The sequence below is a fragment of the Ehrlichia muris AS145 genome, assembly GCF_000508225.1.
Taxonomy (GTDB): Bacteria; Pseudomonadota; Alphaproteobacteria; order Rickettsiales; family Anaplasmataceae; genus Ehrlichia; species Ehrlichia muris.
In genome coordinates this window covers 734,220-752,432 of sequence record NC_023063.1, presented here as the reverse complement: position 1 = coordinate 752,432, position 18,213 = coordinate 734,220, and the positions used below count along the sequence as shown (strand labels likewise).

Here is an 18,213-nt window from a genome sequence, read left to right as displayed (position 1 = left end):
GTTCAATTTTATAATCAGATAATATGACTCCTTCGTCTAGTGGTCTAGGACCCCACCCTTTCACGGTGGTAACGCGGGTTCGACTCCCGTGGGAGTCACTTTTATTTTTTTTTTTATCATTTTACACACTTATACGTCGTACTTACTTTCCTAATGAAGGTGTTTATTGTATTAAGTCATACTAGTTGTTAGATAGTTTACAGTGTAATTTTTTTGATAGATGTTTTGCATTTCTATATATTGTGTTTTATATAGTAAATATATACAATATATATGTATGGGCAATAATTCTTATAGTAACATAAGGTTTAAATGGTAAAAAGGGGTAGAGATTATGAGGACAGTAATTGTTGATTATGGAAGAGATAATAATCTTACAGCTTTTGGTAAGGCCGTGTTGTCTGATAGATATTTACTTGAAAATGAAGATTATCAGCAATTATTTGTGAGGATTTCTGAATATTATTCAGACAATCCAGAGCATGCACAAAGGTTATATGATTATATGAGCCAATTATGGTTTATGCCTGCTACTCCTATATTAAGTAATGGCGGTACAAATAGAGGATTGCCAGTTTCGTGTTTTTTAAATGAAACAGAAGATAGCTTAAGAGGTATTGTTAATTTGTGGAATGAAAATGTGTGGTTAGCATCGAAAGGTGGTGGTATAGGGAGTTATTGGGGAAATTTGCGTTCTATAGGTGAAAAAGTACGTGGTAGTGGTAAAACTTCCGGTATTATACCGTTTATCGTAGTACAAAATGCTTTAACTTTAGCAATTAGTCAAGGATCATTACGTCGAGGTAGTTCTGCTGTATATTTACCTGTTTGGCATCCAGAAATTGAGGAATTTTTGGATTTAAGAAAACCAACAGGAGGTGACCCTAATAGAAAAGCATTGAATATACACCATGGGGTTGTATTATCAGATAAATTCATGAGATGTGTAGAAAATGATGAACCATGGGATTTGATAAGTCCTAAAGATCAATCAGTGCTTTTTACTGTAAAAGCGCGTGATATCTGGATAAAAATTTTAACAACAAGAGTTGAAACAGGGGAGCCATATATATTATTTATTGATCAGGTTGATAACAATAAACCTGAAATTTATAAAAAACTGAATTTAGACATAAAGATGTCTAATTTGTGTACAGAAATAACTCTTACTACTGGATATGATCATTTAAATAAGTCACGTACTGCTATATGTTGTCTTGCATCATTGAATCTTGAATATTATGAGCAATGGAAAGATAATTCGTTGTTTATTGAAGATATTATGAGATTTCTTGATAATGTATTAACTGATTTTATAGAGAAAGCTCCTAGTGAAATGGAACGAGCAAAATATTCAGCAATGCGTGAACGTAGTATAGGTGTTGGAGTAATGGGATTTCACTCATTTTTGCAAAGTAAAATGATACCGTTTGAGTCTGTGACAGCTACCATATGGAATAAAAAAATATTTTCTCATATAAAAAAGCATGCTGATATTGCATCTTATAATATTGCTATAGAAAAAGGTTCCTGTCTTGATGCACAAGATGCTGGTATTATAGAAAGATTTGTAAATAAGTTATCTATTGCTCCTACTGCGTCAATTTCTATTATTGCTGGTAATACTTCCCCTGGTATTGAACCATATGCAGCAAATGTTTTTACACATAAAACTTTAACTGGTTCTTTCATTGTGCGAAATAAGTTCTTACAGAAATTGTTAAGGTTAAAAGGTAAAGATAATGAGCAAGTATGGTCTTCTATTTCAACTAATGAGGGGTCTGTACAACATTTAGATTTTTTAACTGAAGAAGAAAAGTTAATATTTAAAACTGCATATGAACTTGATCAGAGGTGGATAATAGAACATACAAGTGATAGGTCAAAGTATATATGTCAGGCACAATCTGTTAATATTTTTCTGCCTGCGAATGTTCATAAAAGGTATTTGCATAAAATACATTTTCTTGCTTGGAGGAAGGGATTGAAAAGTTTGTATTATTGTAGATCAAAATCAATCCAGCGTGCGGATAAAGTATCTCATGGGGCATTAGAAAAATCAGTAGAACAGTATAAGCAGATTACAAATTTTGATTATAATGAATGTTTATCTTGTCAGTAGTGTGGCTTACTATTATTCTCTCTTTGTGACTGTAATATAAAATTTGCTAATCCTATTCTCGAACTAATCAGGGATTTATTACATTAGTCTGTATTGTCAGTGCAAAATTAGTGTTTCATATTTATAGTATCAATTTAAGAAATTAAATTTATTATGAGAGTTTATTTTCAGGAATACATTTATGCAAAAGTTTTGGATATGACTATTTTAAGTAGTGTAATCAATAATGTGAAGTATTAACTGTAAATTATACATTATACTATTGGTAGAGTATGATGATTTTAAGTAATATGTACTAAAGATATAAAGTTGTGGGGCAGAATATTCTTAGTGGAAGTGGTATGTTATATAAAAACATTGATGAATTTATTAAAGTTATAGACAAGACAAAAAGGATAATGGGTTTAGATTTTGGAGAAAAAAAAATAGGGATAGCTTTGAGTGATAGAACAAATTTAGTAGCCATGCCCTACAGTGTATATATGAGAAGAAGTAGTAGGAAAGATTTAGGTAGTTTATATAGTATTTTTGTAGAAAATGTGGTAGGTTCAATAATTATAGGTTGGCCAATTGAGTTAAATGGGTTAGAAAATGAGTTATGTCAGAAAGTAGTTCTGTTTGCAAATCGAATTATAGCAAAGTATAATATTAATGTTTATTTACATGATGAAAGATATAGTACTGCCATGGCTACAAGAGTAGCAAAGTTAGCTAATATTAAGAGGAAGGAATCTCAAGCAATTGATGATAAAATCTCAGCTGTATTAATTTTACAACAAGTGCTTGATATAATAAAAATTTACCAAATGTAGATATAGAAATATCTAAAAGTAATATTAGTGTGGTGATAAGTGTATTGGACATCAACGTTTGTTTCTCCAGTCATTATTTTAATTATATATGTATTGTTAAAGAGTGCAAATGTAGGGTTGCTACTAGTAATAAAGTATAACATTACTTTTCATAACCTATTTTACGGATATAAGTTGTTTATAAGTGTGATTAGGTGTAGCGTTAGATCTTTTACCATATTTCTGAAATTAATAACTTAGAAATTGGTAATAATATTGCTGCTAAAATATACAGGATTTCGATTATTGAATCCTTTACCTATTTTACGGATATAAGTTGTTTATAAGTGTGATTAGGTGTAGCGTTAGATCTTTTACCATATTTCCTGAAATCAATAACTTAGAAATTGGTAATAATATTGCTGCTAAAATATACAGGATTTCGATTATTGAATCCTTTACCTATTTTACGGATATAAGTTGTTTATAGGTGTGATTAGGTGTAGCGTTAGATCTTTTACCATATTTCTGAAATTAATAACTTAGAAATTGGTAATAATATTGCTGCTAAAATATACAGGATTTCGATTATTGAATCCTTTACCTATTTTACGGATATAAGTTGTTTATAGGTGTGATTAGGTGTAGCGTTAGATCTTTTACCATATTTCCTGAAATCAATAACTTAGAGGTGAGGTAATATTGCTACTTTAAATACAGGGTTTTGGTCATTTGTTTCTTTTCATCAAACAACTATCAAATTATTAAATTTGCATCCGTATGAATTTGTTGTTATCTGTGCTTTTTACTACATACTTTGAATGTTATTGATATATGTTTATAAAATTTTTTTATCAGGAGACATGTTATAAAGTAAAACAATTTTTTAAGTATTAATGATTACACAAGTATAGCATTTTTTATGCTTAATGTAATCTATAAAGTTGAGCTTAGGTGTTTTTCATAATGTACTACTGCAAAAAGTCACTATTGAGTATGATCATGGAATTTCTTTCTGGACCTGTGGAAATTAAATGAATAGGAACTTTTAGAATTTCTTCGATTTTTTTTATATATGATATAGCATTTTGTGGTAAATCTTTATGTGATACACTACCAAATGTACTTGTTTGCCACCCAGGAAGTGTTTCATATATTGGCTCTAGATTGCTTTGTATATAAGGTGAAGCAGGAAGATAATCGTATATTTTATCTCCATACTTATATTTTACGCATATTTTTATTTCACTGAATTGATCCAATACATCAAGTTTGGTGATAACCAGCCCTGATACTCCAGATAGCATGATTGCTTGTCGTGCTAATACTGCATCAAACCATCCGCACCTTCTTTGTCTATTACTTACAGTTCCTAATTCCTTTCCTGTTTCAAACATGATTCTTCCAATATCATTATTCTGCTCAGTAAAAAATGGACCATTGCCGACTCTTGTTGTATAAGCTTTTACTAATCCTAGTATATGAGATTTGTTAGATGGATTGATTCCACATCCAACCCATGCTTGTGATGCTATAGTATTACTTGATGTAACGAACGGATATGTCCCGTGATCAATATCTAGAAATGTCCCTTGTGCTCCTTCAAAAATTATAACCTTATTTTGTTGTGTTAAATCATATATAATTTTCCATACTGGTTGAACAAATGGTAAAATTTTTGGGGCAATATTTAACAGCTCGTTAACGATATCCTCTGCTTGTATAGGTGGAGTATTAAGATTTTTTCTTAGTAAATTGTGGTAACTTAAAAGATGATTTACTTTATTGTATAGTAAGTCTTTTGTGTCTAGTAAATCACATACTCTAATAACCCGCCTGCTAATTTTATCTGCATAGCATGGACCAATTCCTTTATTTGTGGTTCCTATAGTGTCTTGTCTAAGTTGTTCAAACAACACATCTGCTTGTTTATGTACACTTAGCACTAATGGACAAGATTCTGATATTACAAGATTTTGGGCAGTAATGTTGATACCACTACTTTTCAAATTATCGATTTCAGAAACAAGTGCATAAGGATCTAACACTACTCCATTCCCTATTACCGATAACTTATCATTTTGTAAAACAGAAGATGGCAGAAGGTTTAATTTATATACCTTATCATTTATTACTATGGTATGTCCTGCGTTATTGCCTCCTTGAAATCTAACTACAGCATCTGCATTAGTAGATAGCCAGTCTACAACTTTTCCTTTTCCTTCATCACCCCATTGCAATCCTATAACTACTATATTCACCATAGCTTTTCTGTATAAATCCCAAGTCACACTAACAAAATAAAGAAATTGTGTCAAATAATTTAGTAGTCAAAGTATTTTGCCTATATCGATTTTTTGATGTTGATCTTAAAAAAACCTGAATTTGTTAAATTTCAATGTTTGGGAATCATATATTAATGACTTAAGTGAGAATACGTATACCTTGATCCATAAGGAGAAGAAGGTAATAATAATGCTTCTTAATTAATGTTTTTTTACGAAAGAAGTACATTACTTTCTACATATTAAAAAATATATATAGAAAGTGTATGTATTCTTATGAATTTGATGGCCGAAATGGCAACTATTCATAAAATCAATTATTTTTTACCTTTACTACTACCTATTTTATTAAAAATCTGAACCCTCATTCAGTTCATTATTTTACAGATTTAGTTTTATCTGTGAAGTTATCAGTAAGTGTTATTACAACTCTGCGGTTTTTAGTGTGAGCGTATTCAGCTTCTTCTGGATTGTTAGAGTATACTAAAACTGCTGGTTCAGATTTTCCTTTAGATTTTACGATAATTCTATCTTCTAAAGACCTATCATGCTCTAGAATAAAATCTTTAACAGCATTTGCCCTTTGGGTGCCTAACTCCAAATTATATTCATCTGTTCCTCTGGTATCAGTATGTCCGACAATAATAATACTAGTATCAGGGTATTCCTGTGCTTTTTGTATAACTTTTTCAAGTGTTACTTTATCAGAATCTTCTATTGTTGCCTTTCCAAAACTGAAGTATAGCTTTTCAATAACTTTTGTATTAGAGAACACATGATCAACATTTACCAAGGGAGTATGATCAGTAGTTTTACAGCTACTGAGAATTAAGCATAGTAGCATGAATTTGATAAATACCAACTTATGTTTCATAGTGCCTCAATTGTTTTGAACAAGATTATCATGATCATTACTTAAAATTATCTTAAGTCAAGAGAAAAATCAAAGTGTAGCCATATTACTGGATTTATATGATAATTTACTTATAGTTAGGAAATTAATGATTTAATATCAATAAAGACAAGTATTGCAAACATATGAGTATTTATGTGCAATTATATGTATAAAAAAGGCCTAATTTTTATTTACTTATTGTTGTTTTTAGTAATCCTCTTATGTGAAAAACAATAATCGGTTATTTGGATATATAAAAATCTATTACTACTTGATTATGATAAATCTATAGTTCGATCAACGAACAAAAATTATTACTTTAAGTTATGTGAGTAAATATATGTAATATTAATATAATGTGTTAATGTTTAAATAGTTTTTTATAACTATTGATATAGTGCAATTAGTAATGTATATCATAATGCTTGTAAAAATGTTGTTTAATGGAGAAATCCATTTAGGATCTTACGTTTAGTAGAATTATTTAAATTTTTTGAAGAGAGAAATATTGATATTTTATGTTATATTGCGCTAATATATTGATTATCATTGTCAACTATTTATTAGAATTATGTGATTTTTAGGTATCAGTATTTTTGTTATTAATATTTTGCCTAGTGTAGCATATATATAGTATGCATTGTATGCTTTAGTATATTTTGGAAAAGTTTTTGCATACCCGTTGATATTATTTAATGAATTTTTTGATTAACTGACTAAATGAATTTAACCTACGGAATATTATACATATGAAACATTATAAATTTTTAGAGCAAGTTTTTGATAAAATTGGAAGTATTAATTCTATTATTAGTGTTTTAGAAGCTAGTAAAGGTAATGTTAGTGATAGAATAGAGCATGTTTGTACCCTTAAAGAAATTAAGCACGAAATTGTCAGTAATGAGATAATTGCTGATATGATACAACACTCTGCAGCCAATAAAGCGAAATTAAATGATTGGGAAATTGCTAATTTAAATCATATTGAATTCATACATAAGAATAGCACTGCTATTCCTATAGAATTGGTATTAGATCTTTACAAAGCGCGAGTAAAATGTAAAAACTCTTGGTTATTGTTTCGTAATGGTGATGCTTCTGTCCAGGATGTAATTACCTTATTATCTGATGTTGTGAGATTAGTAGGTGATGTTGCTTCTATTAAAGCTGAAAGTTTAAAGGTTTCTAAGTATGATGTTATTTTAGGATTGCAGGATAGTAAGTTAAATACAAAGAAGGTAGATGCTATATTTACTGAAATAGGAGCTTTTTTTCGGCATTTTATCAATGAAATAGGTGATAAACAAAAACACAATAAGATTTGTTATCCAAAAAATATTAATAAAGATAAGCAGATACTTCTAGGATATGATACTTTATCGTGTTTTGGTATGATTGGTAATAATATAAATATTATTGATCAAGATTATGTAAGTAATAGATATTCATTTGGAAAAGAGCTGTCTTTTTTAGTTGATTATGATGAGAGTAATTATAGAGTTGGATTGAAGACTTTGCTCAGAAAAATAGGTTATGCTTTATATGCTTTAAATTTACCTGAGATGTGGTATAAACAACCTGTAGGATGGAATATAAACAACATTTTACCTGAAGTTTTAGGGTTATTGACATCGACTCACTTGATGATGAGTACGGAGTTTATACAATTTATATCTCCTATTTTGAAGAAGCAGTTTTCTTTTAGAGGCAAGGTTGGGCATTATGAAAATATTCAGTTATATTTTAATGAAGTACGGCCTAATTTATTTATGCATAAGTCTGATGAGGTAACTTTGTTAGCTCATATCATGTTGCGGTATACTTTAGAAAAGGAAATGATAAGTGATTCTCTGCAAGTACAAGATTTGCCAGATGCTTGGGTTCAAGGAATGAAACACTATTTTAACATTGCTCCAAAGAATGATTTGGAAGGATTTTTACAGGATGATTATTGGGTGAGTGGGATTTTTGGATATTTTCCTTGTTATATGATTTCTGCTATTATTGCTTCTCAGATTTTTTCTGTTATGGAAAATAGTTGCTCTCAAGTTTTATCACAGGTAGCAAAGGGAGATCTCTCATTATTTACCTCGTGGATGAATAAGAATATATGTGATTGTGGTACAAAGTACAGTAGTATGGATTTATTAAAGAAGATTACAGGGCAGAAATTGAATGTTGCTTTTTATAAAAATTACCTTGCGGATAAATATTTGAATGTGTAAGTCGTTGTATGTGTTTAACTAAAGTTGTGTGTTGTGAATTTAATAAGAGTGGAATATGGACAGCGAATATAGTAATATGGTAAATATGGCTAATGCCATTAGAATATTATCAGTAGATGCTATACAGAAAGCTGCTTCTGGGCATCCAGGTATGCCTCTTGGCATGGCAGACGTTGCTACAGTGTTGTTTGCAAAGTTTCTGAAATTTAATCCTAGAGATCCTGATTGGTTTGATAGAGATAGATTTGTGTTGTCGAATGGGCATGGATCTATGCTGTTATATTCTATATTATATTTTTTAGGGTATTTGGATATAGAAGAAATAAAAAAATTTAGACAAATTCATTCTTTAACTCCTGGGCATCCAGAATATGGTTATACTCCTGGGGTAGATGCTACTACTGGTCCATTAGGTCAAGGTTTAGCGTGTGCAGTAGGTATGGCAATAGCGGAAAAGGTATTATCTGAAAGATTTGGGAATGAAATTATCAATCATGCTACTTACGTTATGGTTGGTGATGGCTGTCTTATGGAAGGCATTAGTCATGAAGCAGCATCTTTGGCAGGGCATTTGCAATTGAGTAAATTGATAGTATTATTTGATGACAATAGTATTTCAATAGATGGTCCAACTTCTTTGTCTGTTTCAGATGATGTTAAAGCTAGGTTCTTATCTTATGGATGGGATGTTGTTGAAATAGATGGACATGATTTTAGTCAAATTGAGTCTTCGATTAGAGATGCTCGAAAATCTGACAAACCTTCTTTGATTTGTTGTAAGACAATTATTGGAAAAAATTTGTCTTCAAAAGAAAATACTTGTGCTGCACATAGTTGGCCATTTTCAGAAGAAGAAGTAATCTTGATGAAAGAAAAATTAGGTTGGCATTACAAACCATTTAATATACCAGAGGAAATTTTGCAGTTATGGAAGGGTGTTGCTAATAGATCAAAGGCTGAATACAACATGTGGCTTGATAGATATACAAAATACGCTGAAACTTCTAGTGATTTTATAGATATAATAAAGGATGGTGTTTCTGATGCAGTTTTATTGAGTTTAAAAAAATTCAAAGAGGAACTATATACTTTAAATTTAAATGAAGCAACTCGTAAGACTTCTGGTAGAGTATTGGAAATTATAGTGAAGAATACAAGTAAATTAATAGGTGGTTCTGCTGATCTTACTAATTCTAATAATACTAAGCCGCAGCTTGTATCAGTTATGAACAGAAATAATTTTAAGGGGTCTTATCTACATTATGGTATTAGGGAACATGCTATGGCAGGGTGTATGAATGGTATGGCTTTGCATGGTGGGATAATTCCTTATGGGGGAACATTTTTGGTTTTTTCTGATTATTGTAGACCAGCTATTAGATTGTCTGCATTGATGAAAAAGCAGGTTATTTATATTATGACACATGACTCTATTGGAGTAGGAGAAGATGGTCCGACTCATCAACCTGTAGAACATTTATCATCTTTGCGATCAATCCCTAATTTATATGTTTTTAGGCCAGCTGATGCTATTGAGGTATTAGAATGTTGGGAGATTGCATTAAAATTAACTAGTTCTCCATCTGTGTTGATATTATCTAGACAAGATGTTAACTGTATTCGTAGTGTATGTATTGAAGAGAATTTATCTAGTAAGGGTGCATATATTATACGTGAATATGAGAAAGATTTGGATGTTACCATTTTTGCAACTGGATCTGAGGTAGAAGTTGCATTAAAAGCATCTGATATTTTGAAGAGTAAAGGGTTAGGTACGAGAGTAGTATCTGTTCCTTGTTGGGAGTTATTTGGGCAACAAGATAAAAAATATATCTTCAATTTATTGAATAATAAAAGTATCAAAGCTGCTGTAGAAGCTGCAAGTTCTTTTGGATGGCATAAATACATAGGGGAAAATGGTATTTTTGTGGGTTTAGAGAATTTTGGGATATCTGCTCCATGTAAAGATTTATATAAGCATTTTGGAATCACTGCAGAAAACTTAGTAAGTAAGATACTTGATAAATTGAAAATTGATACGGATTAGATATAACTGTTATAATTCATTTTCATTGAGTATTTGTAAATTTAGAATTCTTAGATATTACAAAAAATTTCATAAATTAAAGTTATTTAAGATTTTCTTGTAATTAGTTATTACTTAGTATGTATTTTCTAGTGCTGGGTTATAATGTTGAATTTTTGCAAAGTTCTATTAATTTATGCATTGATATTTAGCCTCATCAATTGGATGGCATAAATACATAGGGGAAAATGGTATTTTTGTGGGTTTAGAGAATTTTGGGATATCTGCTCCATGTAAAGATTTATATAAGCATTTTGGAATCACTGCAGAAAACTTAGTAAGTAAGATACTTGATAAATTGAAAATTGATACGGATTAGATATAACTGTTATAATTCATTTTCATTGAGTATTTGTAAATTTAGAATTCTTAGATATTACAAAAAATTTCATAAATTAAAGTTATTTAAGATCTTCTTGTAATTAGTTATTACTTAGTATGTGTTTTCTAGTGCTGGGTTATAATGTTGAATTTTTGCAAAGTTCTATTAATTTATGCATTGATATTTAGCCTCATCAATTTTAAACTTAAAAATCTTTAAAATTGTGAATTCTAGTTATATTTTTATACTGTCATAGGATGTTTGATTGTTTCGATATATAAATTTTAATAATAAAAGTATGTTTTTTATAAGAGAGAAGATATAAGTATTACCTATATATTTTCAATTTCTAAGTGGTAATCAGTATACTAGCGGAGATAGTGTCTTATGTACATTTCATAATATGGTCTAATTTATTATCAAATAAGTAAATAATATGATATTTAGTAATTTAAGTTTTAGTTATTATGATTTAAATGTTTGTGTATTGATAACTATTTGTATATATTGATTTTATCATTATTATCATTGGATGAAATGTTAGTACTTACAGTTTGTGTGTTATTATTTTGTATGGGAATGATGTTAGTATATCTATCTATTGGTAAAACTATATATGATAAAATACTTGCTGCAAATTTGTTTGGCACGTATTCCATGATTTTGATTGTTGTTATTGGAATCATAAATGATACGTTTTCATTATTTATAGATGTATCTTTGGTATATGTGTGTATTAATTTTATTTCTACTATTGGATTTATGAGATTTTTTCTTCATGGTTCTTTTGGAGATCTAAAAAAATGATGGAATATTTAAGCATGATAATTCTAGGGTTGGGAATATTTTTAATTATTACTTCTATGGTAGGAGTAATAAGGTCTCCTGATTTTTATACAAAGTTATGTCCTGCAGGTATCACAGATTCTTTAGGAGCATCCTTAATTTTAATTGGGCTTGCCATGCAATCTGATTTTTCGATTTTTACAGTTAAGATTTTATTATTAATCTGCTTATTATGGATTACTAGTACTACAGCATCTTATGCATTAGCACGTTCTGCTTATTACAGAGACAAAAAAGGTAAAGGGGATGTTGAGTAATATTAATTTTATTATGAATGTTGTGTTGTCTCTATTTCTAGTATTTATGTCATTTTCTTTAATGTTATCTAGAAATCTTACTGTTAATGTAGTAATGATGTGTATATTTAGTTTCTTAATGGCGTTGTTATATTTAGTAATGGATGCTCCAGATGTTGCAATTACAGAAGCTGCTGTAGGAGCAGGTATGACTACTGTACTAATGTTAATTGCTTTATCGTTAATTGAAACAGGTAAAGAGGAAATATATGATAGTATAAAAATATTTCCTATGATTATTGCTTTAGGATTGTTTGTAAGTTTGATGTATGTGATACCTGATTTACCTATCTTTGGGGATGCTGACTCTTTTGCAAATAATCATGTTGCATCTTATTATGTAAAAAATACTTATTCCTACATGGGAATTCCTAATATAGTGACTGCAATTTTAGCAAGTTTTCGTGGATATGATACTTTTGGTGAAACAGTTGTAATATTTACTGCTTCTTTAGGAATTTCTTTATTACTTGCTAAGGATAATAATCATGTTTAAGGATCCAGTTTTGCGGACAATATCTATCTTGATGATACCTGTTATAATCTTGTATGGATTATATATTCAATTTCATGGTGATTATAGTCCAGGTGGTGGTTTTCAGGCGGGGGTTATTGTTGCATCTGCAATTATCTTGCATGGTATATTATTTGGATTAAAGGTTACCTCAAAAGTAATATCGCCATATATTGTGAGGTTAATTGGTGGTATTGGTATCTTAATATATGGAGGTACTGGTGTTGTATCTATGTTACTTGGTGGTGAATTTCTATCTTATTCTACGTTAATGAGTGATCCAGTATTGGGACAAAAATTAGGGATATTTGCTGTGGAATTAGGCGTAGGCATGACTGTATGTAGTTCTATGTTGACTATTTTTTTTAACTTTGTATCTTCTTATAAAGAATGAATGCATATTATTTTTAATAATTTTATTTTAAGTATTTTTGCTCCGGTGTATGATTTTTAGTTATTTTAATTACATTGTGTCTATAATATTAATGGTTATAGGATTATATATTACTGCTACTAGTAAAAATCTTGTAAAAAAGTTAATAGGATTAAATATATTTCAAGCTTCTGTATTGTTGTTCTATATTTCTATGGGCTATGTTAGTGATGGTACTGTGCCAATCTTAAGTGATAATGTAGTATTATATACTAATCCTTTGCCTAGTGTTTTAATGTTAACAGCCATTGTTGTTGGGGTTGCAATTTTTGCTGTCGGCTTATCAATAGTTGTAAAAATAAAAATGGCATTTTCTTCAATAAATGACGAAAAAATACGTAGATAAACAAATAATTATTATTTTACTTATTTATGTTTTTTAGGTGTGGGTAATAATAAGGTGTTTTTATCTTTTAAATCTTATCTATGCTGTTATAATTAAAGGCTATAATTAAGTGAGTTTTAGGTGTAAGTCTAGTGTCAGGTCATAATAAAAGGATATTAATTGATGCAGTATATCAAGATGGAATTAGAGTAGCAGTATTACGTGATGGGCAAGTTGTAGAATTTGATCAAGAATCAAAGAGTAAAAAGTGTTTAAAAGGTAATGTGTATTGTGCTGTAGTAAAGCGTATAGAGCCATCTTTGCAGGCAGTATTTATTGAATATGGAGCAAATAAGCACGGATTTTTACCTTTTTCTGAAATATCATTGGATTATTATAATATATCGGAAGAAGAGAAAGAAAAATTATATCAAGCATTATATGAAGATTCTGATATAAAAGATGATGATGATGTAAGATCTGTAGATGATTCTGTTACATGTGATAGTAAAGATCAAGAAGATGTTAGCCATTATAATGAGAAGTTGACATTATTAAAAAAAGATAATTTGAAGAATGGTAAATCTAAACTGCCTTTTTACAAATTGTATAAGTTGCAAGATGTAATAAAACTTGATCAGAAGTTAATGGCACAAATTGTAAAAGAGGAGCGTGGAAACAAGGGAGCAACATTTTCAACTTTTATTACTCTGGTTGGTAGGTATTGTATATTTATGCCAAATTCTGGTAATAAGAACAGTGGTATATCTCGTCGTATTGAGGATGCTGATGATAGAAAGGTTTTGAAGAATTTTCTGAGGGCTATAAAACTACCAAAAGAATCTGGTATGATTATTAGAACTGCTGGGTCTAATAAGAGTCAAAAAGATATAGAGCAGGATTTATCTTATTTACAATCAACTTGGCGAAGTATACAGAATAGTTATGTAAGTATTACTATGCCATCATTGTTATATGTTGAAGGTGATATAATAAAAAGAACACTACGAGATTATTGTGATGAAAATACACAAGATATTATTGTATCTGGTAGCTATGCGTATGAGTTAGCGAAAGAATGTGTTAAATTTATGTTTAGGAATAGGGTGCGCCTTAGAATTTATAAAGGTAGTGTTCCTATTTTTTCTTATTACAAAGTTGAGTCACAAATTTCTGAGCTATATGGAAATATAGTTAATTTACCTTCTGGAGGATACATGGTTATTACTCCAACAGAAGCATTAGTATCAATAGATGTTAATTCTGGCAAAATGACAGGTGAGGACAGTATTGAAGAAACAGCTTATAAGACAAATATGGAAGCTGTCAAAGAAATTGCTAGACAAGTTAATTTAAGAGGATTATCTGGACTAATAGTGATAGATTTCATTGATATGTTAAAATATCGCTATTGTAGGTCAGTAGAATCTGAAATTAAAGAAGCTTTTAAATATGATAAAGCAAAAGTGCAGTTTGGCTATATAAGTACATTTGGATTGATGGAAATATCGAGACAAAGAGTCAAGCAAAGTATATTAGAAGCAAATACAGTACAATGTTTGCATTGCAATGGGGTAGGTAGAGTTAGATCTCTAGAATCTTCTTCTGGAGATATATTACGTGATATTAGATATTGTGCTAATAAGAATCGTAATAAATTAATAAATATCTCAGTTGCTGGACAAATGATAGAATATTTTTTTAACAATAAGCGTCAACATATTGCTGAGATTGAGGAAGAATTCAGTGTATCAGTTAAGTTGACTGTTAATCAAAATACAAGTAGCACATCGGATTTTCATATTAGTGTTGAAAATGATGATATGTTGAATCAAAGTAAAGATGTTGTAAATGTATTTACTGTTGACTATAAAACTCCTGAAGATAATAAATTAAAAGAAGAAATACAAAAGACTCCTACTAGAAATATGTGGATAAAGAAATGGTTAATCCGCATATTTTCACAATTTAATTCATAAATTTATGAACTTGTGTTAAATAGGGTTGTAATCTTGTGATTTGGTTATTATATCTGTGGTTATAGTTTTGATTTTTATGTAAGGGGGCTATTTATGGCTGTTATAGGTATAGATTTAGGTACTACAAATTCTTGTGTTGCAGTTATGGAAGGAGGTGATGCAAAGGCTATTGAAAATAGTGAAGGAGCTAGAACTACTCCTTCAATAGTTGCATTTACTGATTCAGAAAGGTTAGTTGGTGATCCAGCAAAACGTCAAGCTACTACAAATGCTAAGAATACTATATATGCTAGTAAAAGGCTTATAGGACGTAGATATCAAGATGTAAAAGGCATAAAGTCATCTTATGATGTAGTATCTGCTAAAAATGGTGATGCTTGGATAAAAGTACTTGGTAAAGAGTATTCTCCTAGTCAGATTGGTGCATTTGTTTTGGAAAAAATGAAAGAAACAGCAGAAAGACATCTTGGACATAAGGTTGAAAAAGCTGTGATTACAGTACCTGCATATTTTAATGACGCACAACGTCAAGCGACAAAAGATGCTGGAAAGATAGCAGGGTTAGATGTTATTAGAATAATCAATGAACCTACAGCTGCTGCTTTAGCATATGGGTTAAATAAAAGTGACAAGCAAAAAGTAATAGTAGTATATGATTTAGGTGGTGGTACTTTTGATGTATCAATATTAGAAATTGCTGATGGTGTTTTTGAAGTAAAGGCAACAAATGGGGATACAATGCTTGGTGGTGAAGATTTTGACCATGCAATTATGAACTATTTGATGGATGATTTTAGAAAGACTACAGGTATAGATTTATATGGTGATTCTATGGCAGTGCAAAGAATCAAAGAAGCATCAGAAAAGGCAAAGATAGAATTATCTAATCGCATGGAAACTGATATAAACCTGCCATTTATTTCTAGTGATAGTACTGGACCTAAGCATTTAAGTTTAAAATTAACTAGAGCTAAATTTGAAAATTTAGTTGATGATCTAATTCAAAGAACTATCGAGCCATGTAAAAAAGCTCTTAAGGATGCTGGAATATCTGCAGATAAAATAGATGAAGTTGTATTAGTTGGTGGTATGACTAGGATGCCTAAAGTAATACAAAAAGTAAAAGAATTTTTTGGTAAAGAGCCTCATAAAGGTGTTAATCCAGATGAAGTTGTAGCAATAGGTGCTGCTATACAGGGAAGTATTCTTGCTGGTGATGTTAGAGATGTATTATTGTTAGATGTAACTCCATTATCTTTAGGCATAGAAACTTTAGGTGGTGTATTTACTCCATTAATTGAAAGGAATACTACAATTCCTACAAAGAAATCTCAAGTATTCTCAACAGCAGAGGATGGTCAAACTGCAGTAACTATTAAAGTGTACCAAGGTGAGAGAAAAATGGCAGTTGATAATAAATTGTTAGGTCAATTTAGCTTGGAAGGTATACCTTCAGCTCCTCGTGGTATGCCTCAAATTGAAGTTACATTTGACATAGATGCTAATGGTATAGTACATGTTTCAGCAAAAGATAAAGCTTCTGGTAAAGAGCAAGCTATTAAAATTCAATCTTCAGGTGGGTTAAGTGATGATGAAATCCAACGAATGATAAAAGAAGCTGAACAAAAAGCTGGGGAAGATGAAAAGCGTAAAAAATTTATTGAGCTAAAAAATAATGGTGAAAATTTAATACACTCTACAGAAAAGTCTTTGAATGAGCATGGAGATAAGATTCCAAATTCTGATAAGCTTGAAATTGAAAATGCTATTAGAGATGTGAAAGATGGTATCAGTAGTAGTGATATAGAGAATCTAGATGTTTTACAGCAAAAGGTTGATCATTTAGTGAAAGTATCAATGAAACTAGGTGAAGCTTTATATGGTAATGCTAATGCTGCTAATAATCCTTCAGCTGCTGAAAGTACTACAGCAAATAACGAAGAAGATTCTAAAGTTGTTGATTCTGATTATCAGGAGATTGATAAAAAAGACAAAAAATAGAATTTATTGTTCTTATTGTAGTTGTATAAGAATATAAAGTTGATAGGTATATTATATTGTGTTAGGATTCCAATGGGAGTTTCTGTGTTGCACGTTGAAGTTAAGTTAATTCCTCGAGCTCAATTGATTCTTTAGGGAACTGTCACTGTTAGTCAATGTGGATTAATAAATGGTGCCCACCTTAGCTTTAATCTCAGGATATTCAGAGCATAGACGGCAATGACGGTTTCTCCCAATTGGATGTGTATTTATACTTCTTATGAAATCTTGTTATGTCTAGAAATGAATATAACTTAAATGATAGCGATATTATCAATTTTTCTGCTGTTGATTTATTCAATATAGTATTAGATGTTGAGAAATACCCTGATTTTCTTCCATGGTGTAAAGCAGTTTACATAAAAGAACGTAGAGAAAATATAATAGTAGCTGATTTGTTAGCTAATTTTAAAGGGTTAAGTGGTCAGTATACTTCAAATGTTGTATTTAAGGAGCCTACTATGAATCAAGAAGGGTGGATAAAGGTTGAAGCAGTAGAGGGATTATTTAGATTTTTGCATAATCAATGGACATTTATTCCAAGGGGGGAAAATCAAACATTAGTACAGTTTTATATAAATTGTGCTTTTAAAGTACCTATGTTACAGTCTGCATTTAATTTGGTTTGTGATAGTGCATATAAGAGAATAATGACTGCTTTTAAAAATAGGGCGAATAGTTTATTGTTACCTGAATAATATATTATTATATTTTACAAGTAGCAAAAGAAGTCGTTACTTGTATTAACAAACAGATAACTAATCAGGTTATGGTTCTATCTTTGTATTAATTATTTTAAACCTGAAGGGTAAGTAAGAATATATTTGTTTAATCTAGATATTATAATCAATGATAGATTTTGCTGTTTATAGAAAATGAATTATTATATTTAATAAGATGAACAACTAAAATTACTTCATCATAAGAAATCGAATCTTTAATAGCTTTAAACTTTCTCATTATTGACCTGACCAACATGTAATCTTTCTGCATGCTATATCTAAAAAAGTATCACAATTATCAATATTGAGTGGTTGTTGTTTCAATATAATTA

At 30.1% G+C, this 18,213-nt stretch carries 14 protein-coding genes, 1 tRNA gene and 1 pseudogene; 14 read left to right on the top strand and 2 right to left on the bottom strand.

Annotated elements, in window-relative coordinates; translation table 11 throughout:
- Positions 1-25 precede the first annotated feature (25 nt).
- The 3 genes from MR76_RS02835 to ruvX all read left to right on the top strand — a co-directional run bounded on the left by MR76_RS02835 (position 26) and on the right by ruvX (position 2,934).
- Positions 26-98, top strand: a tRNA-Glu gene (locus MR76_RS02835).
- Between the two features lie 236 nt (positions 99-334).
- Positions 335-2,122 carry a ribonucleoside-diphosphate reductase subunit alpha gene (locus MR76_RS02830; RefSeq protein WP_024072189.1) on the top strand — a complete coding sequence of 596 codons (1,788 nt, stop codon included), beginning with the start codon at positions 335-337 and terminating at the stop codon, positions 2,120-2,122.
- A gap of 341 nt (positions 2,123-2,463) precedes the next feature.
- Positions 2,464-2,934 (top strand): Holliday junction resolvase RuvX, encoded by a 471-nt coding sequence (ruvX, locus tag MR76_RS02825; protein ID WP_024072188.1) that lies wholly within the window; start codon positions 2,464-2,466, stop codon positions 2,932-2,934.
- 950 nt (positions 2,935-3,884) lie between these two features.
- Here the strand turns inward: ruvX and MR76_RS02820 are convergent.
- Positions 3,885-5,177, bottom strand: coding sequence for an adenylosuccinate synthase (locus MR76_RS02820; protein WP_024072187.1), 1,293 nt, complete (start codon positions 5,175-5,177; stop codon positions 3,885-3,887).
- Positions 5,178-5,574: 397 nt separating this feature from the next.
- On the bottom strand, positions 5,575-6,072 hold the full coding sequence (locus MR76_RS02815; RefSeq protein ID WP_024072186.1) for an OmpA family protein: 498 nt from the start codon (positions 6,070-6,072) through the stop codon (positions 5,575-5,577).
- 770 nt (positions 6,073-6,842) lie between these two features.
- Between MR76_RS02815 and MR76_RS02810 the strand changes: the two genes are divergently transcribed.
- From MR76_RS02810 to MR76_RS02765, 11 genes and pseudogenes are all read left to right on the top strand, one after another.
- Entirely contained in the window at positions 6,843-8,318 is a 1,476-nt protein-coding gene (locus MR76_RS02810; RefSeq protein WP_024072185.1) for a gluzincin family metallopeptidase, read from the top strand.
- Between the two features lie 55 nt (positions 8,319-8,373).
- Positions 8,374-10,365 (top strand): transketolase, encoded by a 1,992-nt coding sequence (gene tkt / locus MR76_RS02805; RefSeq protein ID WP_024072184.1) that lies wholly within the window; start codon positions 8,374-8,376, stop codon positions 10,363-10,365.
- 190 nt (positions 10,366-10,555) lie between these two features.
- Positions 10,556-10,723: pseudogene (locus MR76_RS05025) on the top strand (transketolase-like TK C-terminal-containing protein); the annotation flags it as partial.
- A gap of 576 nt (positions 10,724-11,299) precedes the next feature.
- On the top strand, positions 11,300-11,533 hold the full coding sequence (locus tag MR76_RS02800; protein ID WP_231568500.1) for a monovalent cation/H+ antiporter complex subunit F: 234 nt from the start codon (positions 11,300-11,302) through the stop codon (positions 11,531-11,533).
- Positions 11,530-11,829 (top strand): monovalent cation/H(+) antiporter subunit G, encoded by a 300-nt coding sequence (locus MR76_RS02795; protein WP_024072181.1) that lies wholly within the window; start codon positions 11,530-11,532, stop codon positions 11,827-11,829. The genes MR76_RS02800 and MR76_RS02795 overlap by 4 nt, the downstream gene beginning before the upstream one ends.
- Positions 11,819-12,364: a DUF4040 domain-containing protein gene (locus MR76_RS02790; RefSeq protein WP_024072180.1), complete on the top strand. Its 546-nt coding sequence runs from the start codon at positions 11,819-11,821 to the stop codon at positions 12,362-12,364. The genes MR76_RS02795 and MR76_RS02790 overlap by 11 nt, the downstream gene beginning before the upstream one ends.
- Complete coding sequence (locus MR76_RS02785) at positions 12,357-12,776, top strand: Na(+)/H(+) antiporter subunit B (protein ID WP_024072179.1); 420 nt, start codon at positions 12,357-12,359, stop codon at positions 12,774-12,776. Before MR76_RS02790 ends, MR76_RS02785 begins: the two co-directional genes overlap by 8 nt.
- Before the next feature lie 49 nt (positions 12,777-12,825).
- Positions 12,826-13,161, top strand: coding sequence for a cation:proton antiporter subunit C (locus MR76_RS02780; RefSeq protein ID WP_024072178.1), 336 nt, complete (start codon positions 12,826-12,828; stop codon positions 13,159-13,161).
- Between the two features lie 131 nt (positions 13,162-13,292).
- On the top strand, positions 13,293-15,119 hold the full coding sequence (locus MR76_RS02775) for an Rne/Rng family ribonuclease (RefSeq protein ID WP_024072177.1): 1,827 nt from the start codon (positions 13,293-13,295) through the stop codon (positions 15,117-15,119).
- 93 nt (positions 15,120-15,212) lie between these two features.
- Complete coding sequence (dnaK, locus tag MR76_RS02770) at positions 15,213-17,120, top strand: molecular chaperone DnaK (protein WP_024072176.1); 1,908 nt, start codon at positions 15,213-15,215, stop codon at positions 17,118-17,120.
- A gap of 272 nt (positions 17,121-17,392) precedes the next feature.
- Entirely contained in the window at positions 17,393-17,857 is a 465-nt protein-coding gene (locus MR76_RS02765) for a type II toxin-antitoxin system RatA family toxin (protein ID WP_024072175.1), read from the top strand.
- The last annotated feature ends 356 nt before the right edge of the window (positions 17,858-18,213 follow it).